Source organism: Paracoccus aestuarii (assembly GCF_028553885.1).
GTDB classification, from domain to species: Bacteria; Pseudomonadota; Alphaproteobacteria; order Rhodobacterales; family Rhodobacteraceae; genus Paracoccus; species Paracoccus aestuarii.
Window position 1 is genome coordinate 272,610 of sequence record NZ_CP067169.1, and the last position, 19,459, is coordinate 292,068.

The 19,459-nt window shown below is 67.9% G+C and carries 17 protein-coding genes; 6 read left to right on the plus strand and 11 right to left on the minus strand.

The genetic code is table 11. The annotated features are described in order from the left end of the window. The first annotated feature begins 14 nt into the window (after nt 1-14). Nucleotides 15-1,235 carry an inorganic phosphate transporter gene (locus JHW48_RS01355; RefSeq protein ID WP_272835697.1) on the plus strand — a complete coding sequence of 407 codons (1,221 nt, stop codon included), beginning with the start codon at nt 15-17 and terminating at the stop codon, nt 1,233-1,235. Between the two features lie 5 nt (nt 1,236-1,240). On the opposite strand, the gene pncB is transcribed toward JHW48_RS01355, so the two are convergent. Together pncB and pncA are read right to left on the minus strand one after the other, a co-directional pair. Continuing rightward, nucleotides 1,241-2,533: a nicotinate phosphoribosyltransferase gene (gene pncB / locus JHW48_RS01360; protein ID WP_119885804.1), complete on the minus strand. Its 1,293-nt coding sequence runs from the start codon at nt 2,531-2,533 to the stop codon at nt 1,241-1,243. 58 nt (nt 2,534-2,591) lie between these two features. Continuing rightward, entirely contained in the window at nt 2,592-3,188 is a 597-nt protein-coding gene (gene pncA / locus JHW48_RS01365; RefSeq protein ID WP_119885803.1) for a bifunctional nicotinamidase/pyrazinamidase, read from the minus strand. Between the two features lie 125 nt (nt 3,189-3,313). On the opposite strand from pncA, the gene JHW48_RS01370 reads away from it, so the two are divergent. Both JHW48_RS01370 and trhO read left to right on the plus strand, forming a co-directional pair. Beyond that, nucleotides 3,314-4,912, plus strand: a complete 1,599-nt coding sequence (locus JHW48_RS01370) for an SLC13 family permease (RefSeq protein ID WP_272835699.1) — start codon at nt 3,314-3,316, stop codon at nt 4,910-4,912. Nucleotides 4,913-4,951: 39 nt separating this feature from the next. Then, on the plus strand, nt 4,952-5,842 hold the full coding sequence (gene trhO / locus JHW48_RS01375; RefSeq protein ID WP_119885802.1) for an oxygen-dependent tRNA uridine(34) hydroxylase TrhO: 891 nt from the start codon (nt 4,952-4,954) through the stop codon (nt 5,840-5,842). Nucleotides 5,843-5,879: 37 nt separating this feature from the next. Here the strand turns inward: trhO and JHW48_RS01380 are convergent, their stop codons facing one another. Both JHW48_RS01380 and JHW48_RS01385 read right to left on the minus strand, forming a co-directional pair. Continuing rightward, nucleotides 5,880-8,156, minus strand: coding sequence for an NADP-dependent malic enzyme (locus tag JHW48_RS01380; RefSeq protein WP_119885801.1), 2,277 nt, complete (start codon nt 8,154-8,156; stop codon nt 5,880-5,882). Between the two features lie 77 nt (nt 8,157-8,233). Continuing rightward, nucleotides 8,234-8,959, minus strand: coding sequence for a proteasome-type protease (locus JHW48_RS01385; RefSeq protein WP_119885800.1), 726 nt, complete (start codon nt 8,957-8,959; stop codon nt 8,234-8,236). A gap of 154 nt (nt 8,960-9,113) precedes the next feature. Between JHW48_RS01385 and JHW48_RS01390 the strand changes: the two genes are divergently transcribed. Further along, nucleotides 9,114-11,087 (plus strand): bifunctional 2',3'-cyclic-nucleotide 2'-phosphodiesterase/3'-nucleotidase, encoded by a 1,974-nt coding sequence (locus JHW48_RS01390; RefSeq protein WP_119885809.1) that lies wholly within the window; start codon nt 9,114-9,116, stop codon nt 11,085-11,087. Between the two features lie 39 nt (nt 11,088-11,126). Here JHW48_RS01390 and JHW48_RS01395 read toward each other — a convergent pair whose 3' ends face one another. The 4 genes from JHW48_RS01395 to JHW48_RS01410 all read right to left on the minus strand — a co-directional run bounded on the left by JHW48_RS01395 (nt 11,127) and on the right by JHW48_RS01410 (nt 15,654). Next, nucleotides 11,127-11,933 (minus strand): transglutaminase family protein, encoded by an 807-nt coding sequence (locus JHW48_RS01395; protein WP_119885799.1) that lies wholly within the window; start codon nt 11,931-11,933, stop codon nt 11,127-11,129. 4 nt (nt 11,934-11,937) lie between these two features. After that, nucleotides 11,938-12,894 carry an alpha-E domain-containing protein gene (locus JHW48_RS01400; RefSeq protein ID WP_119885798.1) on the minus strand — a complete coding sequence of 319 codons (957 nt, stop codon included), beginning with the start codon at nt 12,892-12,894 and terminating at the stop codon, nt 11,938-11,940. Nucleotides 12,895-12,908: 14 nt separating this feature from the next. Then, on the minus strand, nt 12,909-14,321 hold the full coding sequence (locus JHW48_RS01405) for a circularly permuted type 2 ATP-grasp protein (RefSeq protein ID WP_119885797.1): 1,413 nt from the start codon (nt 14,319-14,321) through the stop codon (nt 12,909-12,911). 172 nt (nt 14,322-14,493) lie between these two features. Next, the gene (locus JHW48_RS01410) at nt 14,494-15,654 is read right to left on the minus strand and encodes an acetyl-CoA C-acyltransferase (RefSeq protein ID WP_119885796.1); all 1,161 of its coding nucleotides are present in this window, start codon (nt 15,652-15,654) and stop codon (nt 14,494-14,496) included. 88 nt (nt 15,655-15,742) lie between these two features. Between JHW48_RS01410 and JHW48_RS01415 the strand changes: the two genes are divergently transcribed. After that, nucleotides 15,743-16,072, plus strand: a complete 330-nt coding sequence (locus JHW48_RS01415) for an STAS domain-containing protein (RefSeq protein WP_119885795.1) — start codon at nt 15,743-15,745, stop codon at nt 16,070-16,072. Then, nucleotides 16,073-16,576 (plus strand): ATP-binding protein, encoded by a 504-nt coding sequence (locus JHW48_RS01420; RefSeq protein WP_119885794.1) that lies wholly within the window; start codon nt 16,073-16,075, stop codon nt 16,574-16,576. Nucleotides 16,577-16,582: 6 nt separating this feature from the next. On the opposite strand, the gene hspQ is transcribed toward JHW48_RS01420, so the two are convergent. From hspQ to serA, 3 genes are read right to left on the minus strand one after another with little or no spacing between them, the layout of a single operon-like run. Beyond that, entirely contained in the window at nt 16,583-16,930 is a 348-nt protein-coding gene (gene hspQ, locus JHW48_RS01425) for a heat shock protein HspQ (protein ID WP_419182400.1), read from the minus strand. Between the two features lie 40 nt (nt 16,931-16,970). After that, complete coding sequence (locus JHW48_RS01430) at nt 16,971-17,732, minus strand: metallophosphoesterase (RefSeq protein ID WP_119885792.1); 762 nt, start codon at nt 17,730-17,732, stop codon at nt 16,971-16,973. Between the two features lie 51 nt (nt 17,733-17,783). Next, nucleotides 17,784-19,373: a phosphoglycerate dehydrogenase gene (gene serA / locus JHW48_RS01435; protein WP_170152261.1), complete on the minus strand. Its 1,590-nt coding sequence runs from the start codon at nt 19,371-19,373 to the stop codon at nt 17,784-17,786. Nucleotides 19,374-19,459: the final 86 nt, after the last annotated feature.

Below are 19,459 nucleotides of genomic sequence, written 5' to 3' on the forward strand. Positions count from 1 at the left end.
AGAAATTCCGCATTTTGGACAAGGACCTGGGGCGCATCGGCCATGCTGAGCAGGCCCAGATGCATGCCTTCCGCCCGGTCTGGCGGCTGGGCATGGGGGTTCTGGCGCTGGTCGGCGCGCTGCTGGCGGTGCTGGCCGGGGGTGCCGTGTCCGAACGGCTGGCCCGCGGCATCGTCCAGCTGGCCCCGCTGGAGGGGTCGGTCCGCGGCCCGATGGTGATGGTGGCTGCCCTGATCGGGGCGGCGGTCTGGATCACCTTGGCGACCGGGATCGGCCTGCCGGTCAGCACCTCGCATTCCATCGTGGGCGGCATCGCCGGGGCGGGATCGGTGGTTCTGGGCATGGGCGGCGTGGCTTGGGGGACGGTGGCGATGATCGCCTCGGTCTGGGTGGCGACGCCGATCCTGGCGGCGGGGCTGGCGGCGGGGCTGCTGATCCTGCTGCGCCTGAAGGTGGTCGAGGCGCCCGATCGGGGTGCCGCGGCGCTGGTCTGGCTGCCGGCGCTGGTGGGGCTGATGACGGGGCTGTTCGCGGCCTATGTGATGCTGCTGCTGGACCGGCGGATCGGCGCGCCGCCGCAGCTGGCGCTGGCGGCGGTGCTGGGCCTCGGCGGCTGGATGCTGACCCGCGCCCGCGTCCAGGACGAATTGGCGCGCAGCCCCGACAAGCCCGGCACCAAGCGCCTGCTGCGCCCGGCCCTGCTGATGGCGGTGGTGATCCTGGGCTTTGCCCATGGCGCGAATGACGTGGGCAACATCGCGGGGCCGCTGTCGGTCGTGCTGCAGGGCGGGATGGGGCGCGGCGATGCGGGGGCTGTGCCCATGGCGATCCTGGTCGCGGGGGGGCTGGCCATCGGGCTGGGGACGCTGCTGTTCGGGCGCCGGCTGGTGGGCATGGTCGGCAGTGGCATCACCCGGCTGAATGCGGGGCGGGCCTTCTGCGTGTCGCTGGCCACGGCGGTCACGGTGCTGACGGCATCGGGGCTGGGCCTGCCGGTCTCGACCACGCATGTGGCGGTGGGCGGCGTCTTCGGCGTGGGCTTCGGGCGCGAATGGCTGGACCGCCGCCGCGGCCGCCGGGCCGAGGCCTTGCCCGCCGAGGAGACCCGCCGCCGCATCCTGGTCCGGCGCAGCCATGTCCTGACCATCACCGCTGCCTGGCTGGTCACCCTGCCGGTCACGGCGGGGCTGGGGGCGGTGACCTGCCTCATGATCCTCTGGGCGGCGGGGGTCTAGCGGGGTCAGACCGTGACGGGCTGGGCCTCTTGGGCGCCGATGCCGAAGACGCGCTTGTAGCGGGCGATCTCGGATGCGGGGCCGGTGGCCTTGGCGGGGTTGTCCGACAGCTTGACCGTCGGGCGGCCATCCGCCGCCACCGCCTTGCAGACCAGGCTGAAGGGCGCCAGCCCGTCGCCCGGCACCAGCCCGCGGAAATCGTTGGTCAGCAGCGTCCCCCAGCCAAAGCTGACCCGGACCCGGCCATGGAACTGGCGGTGCAGCCGCGCGATGCGGTCCACGTCCAGCCCGTCCGAGAAGATGATCAGCTTGTCGCGCGGATCCTCGCCCCGGTCCCGCCACCAGCGGATGGCGGTCTCGGCCCCGGTGGCGGGATCGCCGCTGTCGATGCGGATGCCGGTCCAGCCCGCCAGCCAGTCGGGCGCCCCCGCCAGGAATCCCTCGGTGCCGTAGGTGTCGGGCAGGATCACGCGCAGGTTGCCCTCGTGTTCCTCGTGCCAATCGGCCAGCACGTCATAGGGCGCGCGGCGCAGGGCCGCGTCGCCATCGGCCAAGGCCGCGCGGACCATCGGCAGTTCATGCGCGTTGGTGCCGATCGCCTCGATGTCGCGGCGCTGCGCGATCAGGCAGTTCGAGGTGCCGGTGAATCGCTCGCCCAAGCCCTCGATCATCGCCTGCACGGCCCAGTCCTGCCACAGGAAGCTGTGGCGGCGGCGCGTGCCGAAATCGGCGATGCGCAGGTCGGGCAGGTCGCGCAGCGCCTCGATCTTTTCCCACAGCCGGGTCATGGCGCGGGCATAGAGGACCTGCAGCTCGAACCGGCCCATGTCCTTCAGGACGGCGCGCGACCGAAGCTCCATCAGGATGGACAGGGCCGGGATCTCCCACAGCATGACCTGGGGCCAGGGGCCTTCGAAGGTCAGCTCGTATTGCCCGTCGCGCTTGTCCAGGTGATAGGGGGGCAGGCGCAGCCCCTCCAGGAATTCCATGAAGTTGGGGCGGAACATCTGGCGCTTGCCATAGAAGGTGTTGCCCCGCAGCCAGGTGCTTTCGCCGCGGGTCAGCGACAGGCCGCGCACATGGTCCAGCTGTTCGCGCAGCTCGCCCTCGTCGATCAGCTCGGCCAGGCGGATGTCGCGGGACCGGTTGATCAGGCTGAAGGTGACGGTGGTGTGGGGGCTGTTGCGGAAGACGGACTGGCACATCAGCAGCTTGTAGAAATCCGTGTCGATCAGCGACCGCACGATGGGGTCGATCTTCCATTTGTGGTTGTGGACGCGCGTGGCGATATCGACCATGGCCGGATTCCTTGCAGATTTCGCCCTTGGTGCCCGCAAGCGCCGGGCGGCGCAAGCGTCACGCCAATGTCACGCCCGCATCGCGCATGGACCGGCGCGCGGCCTCCAGGCTGCCATCCAGGTCGATGGCGCGGCAGGCATCCTGCAGGACCCGCACCTCAAGGCCCAGGGCGGCGGCGTCGATCGCCGACCAGGCGACGCAGAAATCCAGCGCCAGGCCCGCCAGGCTGACCCGGGTCACGCCCCGGTCGCGCAGATACCCGGCCAGCCCGGTCTGGGTCCGCCGGTCGTTTTCCCGAAACGCCGAATAGCTGTCGATGCCGCGCCGGAACCCCTTGCGCAGGATCAGCTCGGCCCGGTCCACTGCCAGATCGGGGTGGAAATCCGCCCCCGGCCGGCCGATCACGCAATGGGCGGGCCAGAGGACCTGGGGGCCGTAATCCATCGGCACCTGGTCATAGGGCCGCGCGCCCGGATGGTTGACGGCAAAGCTGGAATGATCCGCCGGGTGCCAGTCCTGGGTCAGGATGACCGCGTCGTAATCGGGCATCATCGCGTTGATCGGCGCCACGATCCTGTCGCCCTCGGGGACGGCCAGCGCGCCGCCGGGGCAGAAGTCGCGCTGCATGTCGATGACGATCAGGGCATGGGTCATAGGGCCTCCTGCGGTTCGCGCCCGATCTGGCCGGGCGGCGGGGCCGGGGTCAAGGGCCTCTGGCCGCGCCGGGGTCTTTGCGCTAAGGCCGTCGCCGGATTAGGCTGCACCATAACCCGGAGGAGATGATGGGCATCAAGGACGACCTGCACCACCCCGCCCCCCATGACGAGAACGAGGTCCCGATCCGGTCCGCCCGGATGATCTGGGGCCTCAGGCTGCTGGGGTTGGGGCTGGCGGCGCTGGTCTGGTTCGCCCTGGGCGGCCAGGCCGATCTGTCGCCCGATGCACGCATCGTGGCCGCGGTGGGCACGCTGATGGCCGTCTGGTGGATGACCGAGGCGATCCCGCTCTCGGCCACCGCGCTGCTGCCCATCGTGCTGATCCCGGCGCTGACCGACCGCACCGTGGCGCAGGCGACCCAGCCCTATGCGTCATCCATCGTGTTCCTGTTCCTGGGCGGCTTCCTGATCGCCATCGCGATGGAGAAATGGCATCTGCACACCCGCATCGCGCTTCTGACGCTGCGCAAGGTGGGGGTCGCGCCCAAGCGGATCGTGCTGGGGATGATGCTGGCCACGGGGTTCCTGTCCATGTGGGTGTCCAACACCGCGACCACGCTGATGATGCTGCCCATCGGCCTGTCGGTCCTGTCGCTGGTGGTGGAACGCGGATCGCGCCAGGACGGCGCCGCCGCCGAGGAGGCGCTGAAGGGCGGGGCCACCATCTCCGAGGTGGTCAAGGATCCCAACATCAAGGCCTTCGGCGTCTGCCTGGTGCTGGCCATCGCCTGGTCGGCATCCATGGGGGGCCTGGGCACGCTGCTGGGCAGCCCGCCCAACGCCATCGTCGCGGGCTATGCCGCGGACGAGCTGGGCCGCCGCATCGGCTTTCTGGAATGGATGATGCTGGGCACGCCCTTGGCGCTGGTCTTCATCCTGCTGGGCTGGGTGCTGATGACGCGGGTCCTCTACCGCTTCGACCTGCCCGAGATCCCGGGCGGCCAGCAGATGATCGAGGATCAGGTCCGCGACCTGGGCCCGCTGAGCCAAGGCGAGCGCATGGTCCTGGCGGTGTTTCTGGGCGCGGCCTTCCTGTGGGTGGTGCCGGGCCTTCTGATCACCATTCCGGGCGTCGAGGATGCCGCCCCCTGGCTGGGGGGGCTGGACGACACGGCCATCGCCATCGGCGCGGGTCTGGTCATGTTCCTGCTGCCCGGGCGCGGGCGCGACCAGATGGTGCTGGAATGGAAGGATGCCGAACGCGGCCTGCCTTGGGGCGTTCTGCTGCTGTTCGGGGGCGGGCTGTCGCTGGCCTCGGCGGTGGCGGCGTCGGGGCTGGACGGCTGGTTCGGCCAGCAGGTGACGGGCCTCGGCGCGCTGCCCACGGTGCTGCTGGTCGCGGCCGTGGTGGCGATCATCATGTTCCTGACCGAGGTGACCTCGAACACCGCGACGGCGGCGACCTTCATCCCGATCCTGGGCGGCGTGGCCTTGGGCATCGGGGCCGACCCCATGACGCTGCTGATCCCGGCGGCGCTGGCGGCGACCTGCGCCTTCATGCTGCCGGTGGGCACGCCGCCCAATGCCATCGTCTTCGGCACCGGCACGGTGACCATCGCGCAGATGGCGCGGGGCGGAGTGGTGCTGAACATGCTGGGCATCCTGCTGATCACGGGCATGACCTATCTGCTGGGCGGGCTGGCCTTGGGCCTGGTATTCTGATCTTGCGCCAAGGGGCGTGGCCGCGATAAGGCCACGCCCATGCTGACCGACCCCCCCATCACCGTCGCCGCGCTCTATCGCTTCGCGCGGCTGGCCGACCCCGCCGCGCGGCAGGGGCCGCTCCTGGACCTGTGCCGGGCCCAAGGCCTCTGCGGCACGCTGCTGCTGGCGCCCGAAGGCGTGAACGGCACCATCGCCGGCCCCCGCGCGGGCATCACGGCGGTGCTGGACCACATCCGCGCCTGGCCCGGCTTCGCGGGCCTCGACTGGAAGGAAAGCGCCGCAGACGCACCCCCCTTCGGCCGCATGAAGGTCCGCCTCAAGGCCGAGATCGTGACCATGGGCCAGCCCGACGTGGACCCCGCCGCAGGGACCGGCCATTACGTCGCCCCGCGCGACTGGAACGCGCTGATCGCCGCGCCCGATGTGGCCGTCATCGACACGCGCAACGACTACGAGGTCCAGATCGGCAGCTTCCAAGGCGCCATCGACCCCGGCACGAAAAGCTTCCGCGACTTTCCCGCCTGGTGGCAGGCGAACGCGCATCGCTTCGCGGGCAAGCGCATCGCGATGTTCTGCACCGGCGGCATCCGCTGCGAGAAATCGACCAACTACCTGATCGGGCAGGGCGTGGATCAGGTCTATCACTTGCAGGGCGGCATCCTGAAATACTTGGAAGAGGTCCCCGAGGAAGACAGCGCCTGGCAGGGCGACTGCTTCGTCTTCGACCAGCGGGTCAGCCTGACCCATGGCCTGGCGCCGGGTCGTCACGGTCTCTGCCATGCCTGCCGCCGCCCCCTGGCCCCCGAGGACCGCGCCCACCCTGATTACGAGGAAGGCGTCAGCTGCCACCGCTGCGCCGCCGAATACGGCCCCGAGGACCGCGCCCGCTTCCGCGAAAGACAGCGTCAGTTCGAACGCGGCGCCTGAGCCTCTCCGTTGCTCAAATACCCATCGACGCGCGGGATCAGCCCCGCACGCCGATCCCGCCCGCGGCGATGGCGGCCATGTTCAGGATGTCGCTGACCGTCGAATTGGTGGAACAGATCTGGATCGGCCGCGCCACCCCCGTCAGGATCGGGCCGATCACGGTCGCGCCCGCCATCTCCTGCATCAGCTTCACGGAAATCGAGGCCGAATGCCGCGCCGGCACCACCAACACATTGGCCGGCGCGGTCAGGCGGCTGAACGGATAGCGCGCGGCCGATTCCATGTTCAGGGCGACGTCCACGGTCATCTCGCCCTCATATTCGAAATCGGCGCCGCGTTCGTCCAGGACATGCGCCGCCTGCGCCATCTTGGTCGCGCGTTCGCTGACCGGATAGCCAAAGTTCGAAAACGACAGGAAGGCCACGCGCGGCTCCAGCCCCAGGCCGCGGGCCACGGCGGCGCCGCGGGTGGCGATATCGGCCAGATCCTCGGCCTCGGGCCATTCATGGACCAGCGTGTCGCCGATCAGCACGATCCGGCCCCGGTGCAGCACGGCGGTGATGCCCACCGCCCCGTCCTGCGGGCGCACGTCGAAGACCTGCCCGATCTGCGCCAGCACGGGCGCGTTCTTGCGCGTGGCCCCGGTCACCAACCCGTCGCCATGCCCATGCGCCAGCATCAGCGCCGCAAAGATGTGGCGGTCGCGATTGGCCAGCTTGAACGCATCCTCGCGGTCGACGCCCTTCCGTTGCAGGCGCTGATAGAGGAACTCGTGATAGCTGTCCAAATGCCGGGTGTTGGCCGCGTTCACGACGCTGATCTCGCGGAAGGCGTCGCCCATACCCAGGGCCTCCAGCTCGGCCTTGACCTCGGCCTCGCGGCCCACGACCAGGGACTGGCCCATGCCGGTGCGCTGCCAAGCGACGGCGGCGCGCAGCACGCGGGGATCGTCGCCCTCGGCAAAGATCATCCGGGCCTGCTTGGACCGCGCGCGGGCATGCAGCCCCTGCAGGATCGCCGCCGTGGGGTCCATCCGGTTCTTCAGCGTCTGGACATAGCCCTCCATGTCGATGATCGGACGCCGCGCGACGCCGGTATCCATTCCGGCCTTGGCGACGGCGGGCGGGATCACGTGGATCAGCCGCGGATCGAAGGGCGTCGGGATGATGTAGTCGCGCCCGAATTGCAGCTTGCGGCCATAGGCGACGGCGACCTCGTCGGGCACATCCTCGCGCGCCAGCCTCGCCAAGGCCTCGGCGCAGGCGATCTTCATCTCGTCATTGATGGCGCGGGCGTGGATGTCCAGCGCGCCCCGGAACAGGTAGGGAAAGCCCAGGACGTTGTTCACCTGGTTCGGATAATCGCTGCGGCCCGTCGCCACGATCGCGTCGGGGCGGACGGCATGGGCGTCCTCGGGCGTGATCTCGGGGTCGGGGTTCGCCATGGCGAAGATCACCGGGTTGTCGGCCATGGAGGCGACCATGTCCTGGGTCACGGCGCCCTTGGCGCTGACGCCCAGGAAGACGTCGGCGCCCTTCATCGCCTCCTCGAGGCTGCGGGCGGTGGTCACGACCGCATGGGCCGATTTCCACTGGTTCATGCCCTCGGTGCGGCCCTGATAGATCACGCCCTTGGTGTCGCACATGATGCAGTTGTCATGCCGCGCGCCCATCGACTTCAGCAGCTCCAGGCAGGCGATGCCGGCGGCCCCCGCGCCGTTCAGCACGATCCGCACGTCCTCGATCCGCTTGCCCGACAGCTCCAGCGCGTTCAGCAGGCCTGCGGCGCAGATCACCGCCGTGCCGTGCTGGTCGTCGTGAAAGACCGGGATGTCCATCAGCTCCTTCAGGCGCTGTTCGATGATGAAGCATTCCGGCGCCTTGATGTCCTCCAGGTTGATGCCCCCGAAGGTCGGGCCCATCAGCTTGACGGCGTTGATGAATTCGTCGGCGTCCTCGGTGTCCAGCTCCAGGTCGATGGCGTTCACGTCGGCGAAGCGCTTGAACAGCACCGCCTTGCCCTCCATCACGGGTTTCGAGGCCAGCGCGCCAAGGTTCCCCATCCCCAGGATCGCCGTCCCGTTCGAGATCACCGCCACCATGTTGCCCTTGGTGGTATAGTCGTATGCCGTCTCGGGGCGGTCGGCGATGGCCTGGACCGGCACCGCGACGCCGGGCGAATAGGCCAGCGACAGGTCGCGCTGCGTGGTCATGGGGGTGGATGGGGTGATGTCGTATTTGCCGGGCCGCGGCTCCATGTGATAGGCCAGCGCCTCCTCGGGGGTGATGCGGCTGCGGCTGGTCTTGTCGGTCATGGCGGGTCCCCCGATTGGCATGCGTCAGGGGTTGTTACCGCGCCGGGGCGGGTGCGGCAACGCGCTTCGTGGTGCGGTTACAGCGTGACCTTGACGAAGCTGTCGCGCAGGGCGGCGGACCAGGCGGCGCTCATCTGCGCGAAATCGGGGTCGCCGTCCAGGATGCGGCGGCGGGTGGTCACCGAACAGCTGTCGCGGTCGATCACCGCCAGATCCAGCGGCATGCCCACCGACAGGTTCGACCGCAGCGTGGAATCCATCGACAGAAGCACGGCCTTCTGCGCATCCGACAGGCTGGTCGCGGGGGTCACCACGCGGTCCAGGATGGGCTTGCCGTATTTATGCTCGCCGATCTGCAGGAAGGGGGTGTCCTCGGTCGCCTCGATGAAGTTGCCCTCGGGATAGATCAGGAACAGGCGCATGTCGCCGCCCTTGCGCTGGCCCGCGACGATCATGCTGGCCGAGGCCTGCTGGCGCAAATCGCGGCATTGCTCGGCGATCTCGCGCCGGGTGCGGCACAGCGTGTCGCCGATGATCGTGGCCACCCGCAGCATCGTCGGCGCCAGCAGGATGGACGTCGTCTCGTCCGCCAGGTCGTCGTCGATCGCCTCCTCCAGCCGGGCCAGGGTGGTCTGGGTCACCGACAGCGATCCGGCGGTCATGATCGCGATCACCCGTTCGCCGGGCCGTTCGAAGAAGAACATCTTGCGATAGCAGGATATGTTGTCCAGACCCGCATTGGTGCGCGTATCCGACAGCAGCACCAGCCCCGCATCCAGTTTCAGTCCGACGCAATAGGTCATCGGCAGGTCTTTCCGTTCCAGTCCAGAGGCGACGTTAGGCCCGTGGGCGGCGGGCCGCAATCTCTCTCTTGGGACAGGATGTCATGAAACTTTGGGTCGCCTTGCGCGCGAAAATCGCACATCGTGCAGGATCGGATATCAAGGGATGACCACCATGACACGACATTTCACCCTGACCCGTCGCGGGTTCCTGTCATCCGGCGCGGCCGGGCTGGCGCTGGTCGCGCTGCATCCGTTCTCGGCCCGGGCCGAGGCGGGGCAGGCGCATCTGCGGATCATGGAGACGACGGACCTGCATGTGCATGTCTGGCCCTATGACTACTATGCCGACCGCCAGGCGGACACGATGGGCCTGTCGCGCACCGCGGCCCTGGTCCAGGACGTGCGGGCCGAGGCACATAATTCCATTCTGCTGGACAATGGCGATTTCCTGCAGGGCAACCCGATGGGCGATTACATCGCCTATGAGCGCGGCATGCCCGAGGGCGCGACCCATCCGATCATCGACGCGATGAACGCGTTGGGCTTCGACGGCGGCTGCCTGGGCAATCACGAATTCAACTATGGGCTGGAATTCCTGATGGCCAGCCTGGCGGGCACCGGCTATCCGGTCGTCTGCGCCAATGTCGTCACCGAACGCGGCGATGCGGTGACCGGGGACACGACCCTGGTCCCCCCCTATGCCATCCTGGAGCGCGAGCTGACCGACGGCGCGGGCGAGGTCCATCCGATCCGCATCGGCATCATCGGCTTCGTGCCGCCCACGATCATGCAATGGGACCGCGCCCATCTGGAAGGCCGCGTCACCACGCGCGAGATCGTCGAATCCGCCGAAGCCTGGGTCCCGCGCATGCGCGAGGAGGGCTGCGATCTGGTCATCGCCCTGGCCCATAGCGGCATCGGCGGCATGACCGACGAGCCGGGGATGGAGAACGCCGCCATCCCGCTGGCCGGCATCGACGGGATCGACGTGATCCTGACCGGCCATTCCCATGCCGTCTTCCCCGGCCCCGATTACGCGGATCACCCGGGCGTCGATGCGACCGCGGGCACGATCAACGGCAAGCCCGCCGTGATGGCCGGGTTCTGGGGGTCGCATATGGGCTTGGTCGATCTGCTGCTGCAGCGCAGGGGCGACGGCTGGCAGGTCATCGGCCATGATGTCGAGGCACGCCCCATCTATGACCGCGACGCCGAGAACGCCGTCGTGCCCCTGGTCGAAAGCGTCGCCGCCATCGAGGAGGCCACCGCCGAGGATCACCAGCAGACGCTGGATTACGTCCGCCGCGCCGTGGGCCAGACCAGCGCGCCGCTCTACAGCTATTTCGCGATGGTGGCGGATGATCCCTCCGTCCAGATCGTGTCCAATGCCCAGAGCTGGTATATCGAACAGATGCTGGCCGGCACGGAACATGAGGGCCTGCCGATCCTGTCGGCGGCGGCGCCCTTCAAGGCCGGGGGCCGTGGGGGGCCGGATTACTTCACCGACGTGCCTGCGGGCGATATCGCGATCCGCAACGTGGCGGACCTCTATCTCTATCCCAACACGATCCGGGCGGTGCGCATCACCGGCCAGCAGGTCAAGGACTGGCTGGAACGCAGCGCCGGGGCCTTCAACCAGATCCAGCCGGGCCATGCGGACCAGCCGCTGCTGAACCCCGATTTCCGCAGCTACAATTTCGACGTGATCGACGGGGTGAGCTATCGGATCGACCTGACCCAGCCCTCGCGCTTTGCGCCCGACGGGACGCTGGCGGATGCGGATGCGAACCGCATCGTCGATCTGGAACATGACGGCCGGCCCATCGACATGGATGCGGAATTCATCGTCGCCACGAACAATTACCGCGCTACGGGGGGCGGGTCGTTCCCGGGGGCGGACGGGTCCACCATCATCTTCGAGGGGCCGGACACGAATCGCGACGTGATCGTGCGCTATATCGTCGATCAGGGCACCATCGACCCGGCGGCGGACGGCAACTGGTCCTTTGCCCCCGCGGATGGGGCGACGGTGCTGTTCGACACGGGGCCGGGTGCGGCCGATTACGCGGATCAGGTCACCGCCCTGACGCTGGAGCCCGCGGGCGATGGCGCGGACGGCTTCGTGCAGTACCGCATCACGCTGTAAGATCGGGGCGGGGGGCGTGGACGCCCCCCGCCGCCGGTTCTATTGGGCCATTTCCTCGACCTGGACGCGCACATCCATGTCCTCGGCCCCGCTGCCCATGGCCACGCCGCGGATCGGCGCCGCATCCGAGGCGTCGAAACCCGAACCCAGCCTGACATAGCGTTCATCCGGGCAGGACCGGTTCGCCGCGTCAAAGCCGACCCAGCCCAGGCCCTGGACGTGGATCTCGGCCCAGGCATGGGCGGCGTCATGGGCCTCGCCGTCGATGGTTGAATGCAGATAGCCCGAGACATAGCGCGCGGGCATGTCGCGCAGCCGCGCCACCGCGATCAGCGCATGGGTGTGGTCCTGGCAGACGCCTTCGCCCAAGGCCAGGGCCTCGGCGGCGGTGGTCTGGGTCTGGGTCACGCCGGGGCGGAAGGCGATGGCATCCGATATGGCCCGCGACAGGGCATGGGCCAGGTCCAGCGGGTCCTGGGCCTGGACCGATTGCGCCAGATCGCGCAGCCCGGGATCGGGGGCGGTGGTGGGGCTGTCGCGCAGATAGGTCAGCGGATGCACGATTTCCCGATGCCCGCGCAGGACGCCCGCTGTGTCGCGGGTGTCGACGCGGCCCTCGATGCTGACGGTGACCTCCTCGGCGGGGCCGCGCAGGGTCCAGCCCTCGATCCAGTCGCCGGCGCCGTCGCGGAAACCGGGGCCGCGGATGCCCCCGGTCACGTCGATCTGCCAGTCATGGGTGCGCTGACCCTCGAAGACCGAGGGGGTCAGCCGCAGGCTCTGGACCAGGTTCCGGATCGGCTGTTGGTAACGATAGACGGTGCGATGCGAGATGCGCAGCTTCATGGCTTCAGGCCCCCCCCTGCAGGTAATCCTGGTGGACCAGGTTCGAGATCTCGGACAGCTCGCCGATGAACCAGGACAGGAATTCGTGCAGCCCCTCGTCAAAGATCATCTCGATATTGCGGTCCTGCAGCGCGGCCAGCGTCTCGCGCGCCTTGTCCCGGGCGGCATTGGGCACGGCCTCGCCATAGCGGCGGGCCAGCCCCTCCAGGTGCCACACGGTCTCATAGAGCGAGGTGATCAGCGCGCGCGGGCTTTCCCCGTTCAGGATCAGGAAATCGGCGACCTGACCCGCGGTGATGTCGCCGCCATAGGCCCAGTGATAGGCCCGATGCGCCGACAGCGCGCGCAGGATCACCTGCCATTGATAGGTGTCGAGGCCCGATCCCACGAATTCGATCCGCGGCAGCAGGACGAAATATTTCACGTCCAGCAGCCGCGCGGTCGCATCCGCGCGTTCCAGCCCGTATCCCAGGTTCATGAAATGCCAGCCGTCATTGCGCAGCTGCGTCGCGTTGATCGCGCCGCGCACGGTCGAGGTATGGCCGGTGGTGAAATCCACCAGCGAGGCCGTGTCCACCGCCGCGCGGGGCTTGCGTTCGAGGTGGCGCAGCTCCTGATAGGCCACGTTCAGCGCGTCCCAGACCTGGCTGGTCAGGGCGGTGCGAACGATGCGCCCCGATTCCCGCGCCTTTTCCAGGCAGCCCACCACGGATGACGGGTTGTCGCGGTCGAAGAAGATGAACTCCTCGACCTTCTCCTGGGTGATCTCGCCGTATTTCCGCGCAAACAGGTCCGAGGTCCCGGAGGCCTGCAGCAGCGAATTCCATTCGTTCTGATAGCCGGTTTCGGTATTGGGCATCAGCGTGATGCGCTGGCCCACATCCAGCAGGCGCGCGGCGGTTTCGGCGCGTTCCAGATGGCGGCCCATCCAGAACAGGTTCGAGGCGGTGCGGCTGAGCATCGTGTTTCTCCCCCTCATTCCGACAGGACCCAGGTGTCCTTGACACCTCCGCCCTGTGACGAATTGACGACCAGCGAGCCCTCGCGCAGCGCCACGCGGGTCAGGCCCCCCGGCACCAGCTCGATCCGGTCGCCGCAGAGGCAATAGGGCCGCAGGTCCACATGGCGCGGCGCGATGCCCTCGTCCACGAAGGTGGGGCAGGTGGACAGCGACAGCGTGGGCTGGGCGATGTAGTTCGACGGATTGGCCTGGATCTTGGCGCGGAAGGCCTCGATCTCCTCCTTGGTGGATTTGGGGCCGACCAGCATGCCGTAGCCGCCCGAGCCATGGACCTCCTTGACGACCAGATCGCCCAGGTTCTCCATGACATAGCGGTAATCGTCATCCTTCCACAGGGTCCAGGTCTGGACGTTGTTCAGGATGGGTTCCTCGCCCAGATAGAAGCGCACCATTTCCGGCACGAAGGTATAGATGGCCTTGTCATCTGCCACGCCCGCGCCCGGCGCCGAACAGATCGAGACCCCGCCCGAGCGATAGACATCCATCAGTCCCGGAATCCCCAGCATGGAATCGGGCCGGAAACACAGCGGGTCCAGATAGGGGTCGTCGATCCGGCGATAGATCACGTCCACGCGCTTGGGGCCCGTCGTGGTCCGCATATAGCAGAATTCGCCGTCCACGAAGAGGTCTTGGCCCTCGACCAGCTCGACCCCCATCAGGTTGGCCAGAAAGCTGTGTTCGTAATAGGCGCTGTTGAAATGGCCCGGTGTCAGGATCACGCAGGTCGGACGCTCGCTGCATTTCGCGGGGGCCACGGATTCCAGCGTGCGGCGCAGCAGCTCGGGATATTGGTCCACCGGCTCGATCTTGTTGCCGCGGAACAGCTGCGGGAACATGCGCATCATGATCTCGCGGTTCTCCAGCATGTAGCTGACACCCGACGGCGTGCGGCAATTGTCCTCCAGCACGTAGAACTCGTCCTTGGCGGTGCGCACCAGGTCGATGCCGATGATATGGGAATAGACCCCGCGTGGCGGCACGACACCGACCACGGCCTTTTCATAGGCCTCGTTCTGATAGACCAGGCGCGCGGGAATGCGGCCCGCGCGGATGATCTCGCCCCGGCCATAGACGTCGCGCAGAAAGGCGTTCAGCGCCCGGGCGCGCTGCTTGATGCCGCGTTCCAGGCGCCGCCACTCCGCCTGTTCAAAGACGCGGGGCATCATGTCGAAGGGGATCAGCCGGTCCGGGTCGCCACCCTCGCCATAGACGGCGAAGGTGATGCCGATGCGGCGGAACAGCGCCTCGGCCTCGGCCTGCTTCATCTGGCGGAAATCGTCGGGCATGGTCTCGACCCAGTCCCGCAGCCGGGCATAGGGGTCGCGAACCTTGTCGCCTTCGAACATCTCGTTGTAATAACTCATCATCCCCCCGTCGCTTGCCATATTCTTGTTTTGGACCTGCTGGCCCGATGATCCGTGCCGGATCGGTGCAAGTCCACAGGGAAACCACGGATTTTGCCCGTTAGTTCCGCAATGGCCCCCGCAGGGCCCCGCCGGGCTGATGCGCGGCCGGGCAGGATGCCCGGGGGATGGGCAGTCAGACCAGCTCGACGGCGATGGCGGTGCCCTCGCCGCCGCCGATGCAGATGGCGGCGACCCCGCGCTGCAGGCCGCGCGCCTGCAGCGCGTGGATCAGCGTGACGATGATCCGCGCCCCCGACGCGCCGATCGGATGGCCAAGCGCGCAGGCCCCGCCATTCACGTTGACGCGGTCATGGGGCACGCCCATCCGCGCCATGAAGGCCATGGGCACGACGGCGAAGGCCTCGTTCACCTCCCAAAGATCGACGCTGTCCTTGGACCAGCCGATGCGGTCCAAGAGGGCCTGGGCGGCGGGGACGGGGGCGGTCGGGAACTGGCCCGGGGCCTGGGCATGGGTGGCATGGCCCAGGATGCGCGCGATGGCGCCATCCGCGCCCGCGCCCAGCACCAAGGCCGCCGCCCCGTCCGAGATGGACGAGCTGTTGGCCGCCGTCACCGTGCCGTCATGGCGGAAGGCGGGCTTCAGATGCGGGATCTTGTCGGGCCGCGCCAGGCCCGGCTGTTCGTCCGTGTCGACCAGCGTGACCGCGCCGCGCCCGGGGACCGAAACGGGCGCGATCTCGACCCCGAAGGCGCCCGAGGCGATGGCCGCCTGCGCGCGCGTCAGGCTTTCGCGGGCGTAATCGTCCTGGGCCTGGCGGCTGAAGCCGAATTCGTCGGCGCAATCCTCGGCAAAGCTGCCCATCAGGCGGCCGGGGTCATAGGCGTCCTCCAGCCCGTCGAGGAACATGTGGTCGATGACCTGGCCATGGCCCAGCCTGGCCCCGGCCCGCATCCGGGGCAGCAGATAGGGGGCGTTCGACATGCTCTCCATCCCGCCGGCCACGACGACCCCGGCGCTGCCCGCGGCGATGGCGTCCGATGCCATCATCGCGGCCTGCATGCCCGATCCGCACATCTTGTTCAGCGTGGTCGCGGGCACCCCCTGGTCCAGACCCGCGGCAAAGCCCGCCTGCCGCGCGGGCGCCTGGCCCAGCCCCGCGGGCAGCACGCAGCCCATCAGCACGGCCTGGGGATCCGCGCCCCCCGCGCGCGCCAAGGCCGCCCCGATCGCCACGCCCCCCAGGGCGGGCGCGGCCATCCCCGACAGCGCCCCCAGCAGTCCGCCCATCGGCGTGCGCGCGGCGCCCAGCACATAGACCTGTCGATTTGTCATGATTTTCCCCATCCTCCGACATCCCGCTTACCGGATCGTAACCTTTGCCGTCTAGTCACTGTGGCAGGAACGCAGGAAAGGCCCGATCATGCAGTTCATCGTCGAGGAATGCGAATCGCATCTGAACATCAAGGTCACCGAACCGCGCATCGACGCGGCCATCGCCACCGTGTTCAAGGACAAGCTGCGCGAGATCGTGGTCCGCAACCGCAAGCCCGTCCATCTGGACATGGCCAAGGTCGACTTCATGGACAGCTCGGGCCTGGGCGCGATGATCGCCGTGCGCAAGAGCCTGCCCGAGAACCTGGCGCTGGTGCTCTGCGCGCTGACGCCCAATGTCGAACGGGTGTTCCGCCTGACCCGGATGGACAGCGTCTTCGACATCCAGCCCCCCGACCGCTCAGAAGGAGCTTCGTGAATGACCCCGACAGAAAGGCCCGAGCCAGGGATCGGCAACCGCGCCCAGACCCTGACGCAACCGATGTTCCACCGGGTGCTGGACGCCCGCCCCGAAACCGTGCGCGACACCCTGCAGGACGTGCGGGCCCGCTTCCGCGCCGAGGTCAGCGACGACACCCTGGGCCGGCTGGAACTGGTCCTGGCCGAGGTGATGAACAACGTCGCCGAACATGCCCCCCTGTCCGAGGGGCGGGGCGCGCGCCTGCCGGTGATCCACCTGTGCATCGTGCGCTATGCCTCGGGGCTGGCCTGCGCGCTGACGGATGACGGCGTGTCGCTGCCCGACGAATGTCTGCTGCCGCGCAGCCTGCCGCCGATGATCCCCGAGGACCTGCCCGAGGGCGGCTTCGGCTGGTTCCTGATCCAGGACCTGACCCAGTCCCTGTGCTATTACCGCGAGGAAAGCCGCAACTACCTGGCCTTCAGCGTGCCCTTCGGCCAGTCCGAGACCGCGCCGAACTGACCCGGGTCAGTTGACCGGGCCGGCCAGGAAGTAACGCCCGTCCTCGAAGGCGCCGAAGACATCGGCCAGCTCGGGATGGTCGACCGGCTCGCCCGACACGTCCAGCTCCAGGTTCTGTTCCGAGACATAGGCGACGTAATAGGTCGCCTCGGTCTCGGCAAAGAGGTGATAGAAGGGCTGGTCCTTGGCCGGACGCGCATCCTCGGGGATGGATTCGTACCATTCCTCGGTATTGGCGAATTCGGGATCCACGTCGAAGATCACGCCGCGAAAGGGGCGGTTGCGGTGGCGCACGACCTGGCCCAGGCTGTATTTCGCATGGCGGCTGTGGCTCAGCATCCTGGGGTGTTCCATTCGGGCCTATCCGGGCTTGGTCAGAAAATCAGCAGGCTGTTTAGCGCTTCGCGGCGATTCTGTCCACCTCGGGCCCGATGGGGGTGACGGGCATCGGTTCGCGCCCCCGATCGGTCAGCAGATGGATGCCGTCTGGCTCGATCACCACGGCGGCCAAGGGGCGGCCATAGGCGGCGCCGCCATCTAGGTTCAGCCGGTTTGCATGGCGCAGGGGCCGGTCCATCGCGGTATGGCCATGCACGACCAGCGGCCCGAAATCCGCCTGCGATTCCAGGAACCCCTTGCGGATCCAGACCAGGTCCTGTTCGGCCTGATCCTGCAGTGGGACGCCCGGCCGGATGCCCGCATGCACCACCAAGGCCCGCGGATGCAGATACCACAGCGGCAGCGTCGCCAGGTAATCCGCGTGATCGGGGGGCACGGCCCTTCGCGCCTCGCGCAGCAGGGCGTCGCGCGGCTGGTCGGGGTCGACGCCATAGGATCGCAGCGTCGCATCCGCGCCTAGGCCTGGATGGTCGATCCAGTGCTGCGCCGATGACAGGCCGGGATCGACCCAGTCCGGGTCGCGCAGAAATGCCGGCAGAAAGCGGTCGTGATTGCCCCGCACGACGATCCAAGGCCGCCCCTCGCGCTGGCCGCGCATCAGGTGCTCCACAACCCCGCGCGAATCGGGGCCGCGGTCGATCAGGTCGCCGACATGGGCGATGCGGGCATCGCGCCCGCCATCGCGCATGATCCGGTCATGCGCCGCCTTCAGCAGGTCCAGCTGGCCGTGAATGTCGCCGATCGCATAGAGCCGCATAGCAACCCTCCTTGCCGCACGCCCCATGGCTAGGGGCGCGCGGCGGAATGGTCAAACCTCGAATTGCAGCCGGCGGGCCTGCAGAAACTTGCCGGTGTTCTGCAGCGTGGCCAAGGCCTCGTCGCTGATCGCCTCGTCCAGATAGAGGATCGCGATGGCGTCCGACCCGTTCGCCGACCGGCCCAGGGTGAAGTTCGCGATGTTCACGCCCAGATCGCCCAAGGTCATGCCCAGGGCGCCGATCACCCCCGGCACGTCCTTGTTGCGGGTATAGAGCATATGCGTGCCCACCTCGGCATCGATATTGATGCCACGGATCTGGATGAAGCGCGGCTTGCCGTCGCTGAAGACGGTGCCGGCGATCGACCGCTCGCGCGTCTCGGTCACGCAGGTCAGCTTGATATAGCCCTCATAGACGCCGGCCTTGTCCTGCGTGGTGGTCGAGACCTGCACGCCGCGCTCCTTGGCCATGACCGGGGCCGAGACCATGTTCACATCCGGGTTCGAGGCCTGCATCACCCCCGCGATGACCGAGGCGTTCAGCGCGTTCAGGTTCATCTCGGACACGACGCCGTCATAGAGCACGTTGATCGCCTTGATCGGCTCATCCGTCATCTGCCCGACAAACGTCCCCAGATGCCCGGCCAGCTTGATCCAGGGGCCCATCACGGCGGCCTCCTCGGCGGTGACCGAGGGCATGTTCAGCGCGTTCTGCACCGCACCCGACAGCAGGTAGTCAGACATCTGCTCGGCCACCTGCAGGGCGACGTTCTCCTGCGCCTCGGTGGTGGCGGCGCCCAGATGGGGCGTCACGACGACGTTGGGCAGGTTGAACAGCGGGCTCTCGGTCGCGGGCTCGACGGCGAACACGTCGAAGGCCGCCCCCGCCACGCGCCCGTCCTTCAGCGCCTCGGCCAAGGCCTCCTCATCGACCAGGCCGCCGCGGGCGCAGTTGATGATGCGCACGCCCTTCTTCAGCTTGGCGATGGCCTCGCGCGACAGGATGTTGCGGGTCTTGTCGGTCAGCGGCACGTGGAAGGTGATGAAGTCCGCTCGCCCCAGCAGATCGTCCAGCTCGACCTTGGTGACGCCGATCTCGCGCGCCCGCTCCTCGGACAGGAAGGGGTCATAGGCCAGCACCTTCATGTGCAGACCCAAAGCGCGGTCGATCACGATCGAGCCGATATTGCCCGCCCCGATCACGCCCAGGGTCTTGTTGAAAAGCTCGACCCCCATGAAACGGTTCTTCTCCCACTTGCCGGCATGGGTCGACACGCTGGCCTCGGGCAGCTGGCGCGCGACCGCGAACATCATCGCGATGGCATGCTCGGCCGTGGTGACACTGTTGCCGAAGGGCGTGTTCATCACGATGACGCCCTTCTTGCTGGCGGCGGGGATGTCCACATTGTCGACCCCGATCCCCGCGCGACCGATCACCTTCAGGTTCGTCGCGCCTTCCAGCAGCTTGTCGGTGACCTTGGTGGCCGACCGGATGGCCAACCCGTCATACTGCCCGATCACCTCGGCCAGCTTTTCCTTGTCTTTGCCTAGATCGGGCAGGTAATCCACCTCGACGCCGCGATCGCGAAAGATCTGGACGGCGGTTTCGGACAGCTTGTCGGACACGAGAACCTTCGGCATGTCATTCATCCTTGTAAAATGCGTCCGGGCAGAGCCTCGCCGACGCCATGTTTCTTCGTTGCGGAAATACCCCGGGGGTCCGGGGG

Coding starts and splice junctions, on each gene's coding strand:
- pncB (WP_119885804.1), bottom strand. CDS start 2,533: ATGGTCGATATCGCCACGCGCGTCCACAACCACAAATGGAAGATCGAC.
- pncA (WP_119885803.1), bottom strand. CDS start 3,188: ATGACCCATGCCCTGATCGTCATCGACATGCAGCGCGACTTCTGCCCC.
- JHW48_RS01370 (WP_272835699.1), top strand. CDS start 3,314: ATGATGGGCATCAAGGACGACCTGCACCACCCCGCCCCCCATGACGAG.
- trhO (WP_119885802.1), top strand. CDS start 4,952: ATGCTGACCGACCCCCCCATCACCGTCGCCGCGCTCTATCGCTTCGCG.
- JHW48_RS01380 (WP_119885801.1), bottom strand. CDS start 8,156: ATGACCGACAAGACCAGCCGCAGCCGCATCACCCCCGAGGAGGCGCTG.
- JHW48_RS01385 (WP_119885800.1), bottom strand. CDS start 8,959: ATGACCTATTGCGTCGGACTGAAACTGGATGCGGGGCTGGTGCTGCTG.
- JHW48_RS01390 (WP_119885809.1), top strand. CDS start 9,114: ATGACACGACATTTCACCCTGACCCGTCGCGGGTTCCTGTCATCCGGC.
- JHW48_RS01395 (WP_119885799.1), bottom strand. CDS start 11,933: ATGAAGCTGCGCATCTCGCATCGCACCGTCTATCGTTACCAACAGCCG.
- JHW48_RS01400 (WP_119885798.1), bottom strand. CDS start 12,894: ATGCTCAGCCGCACCGCCTCGAACCTGTTCTGGATGGGCCGCCATCTG.
- JHW48_RS01405 (WP_119885797.1), bottom strand. CDS start 14,321: ATGATGAGTTATTACAACGAGATGTTCGAAGGCGACAAGGTTCGCGAC.
- JHW48_RS01410 (WP_119885796.1), bottom strand. CDS start 15,654: ATGACAAATCGACAGGTCTATGTGCTGGGCGCCGCGCGCACGCCGATG.
- JHW48_RS01415 (WP_119885795.1), top strand. CDS start 15,743: ATGCAGTTCATCGTCGAGGAATGCGAATCGCATCTGAACATCAAGGTC.
- JHW48_RS01420 (WP_119885794.1), top strand. CDS start 16,073: ATGACCCCGACAGAAAGGCCCGAGCCAGGGATCGGCAACCGCGCCCAG.
- hspQ (WP_419182400.1), bottom strand. CDS start 16,930: ATGGAACACCCCAGGATGCTGAGCCACAGCCGCCATGCGAAATACAGC.
- JHW48_RS01430 (WP_119885792.1), bottom strand. CDS start 17,732: ATGCGGCTCTATGCGATCGGCGACATTCACGGCCAGCTGGACCTGCTG.
- serA (WP_170152261.1), bottom strand. CDS start 19,373: ATGCCGAAGGTTCTCGTGTCCGACAAGCTGTCCGAAACCGCCGTCCAG.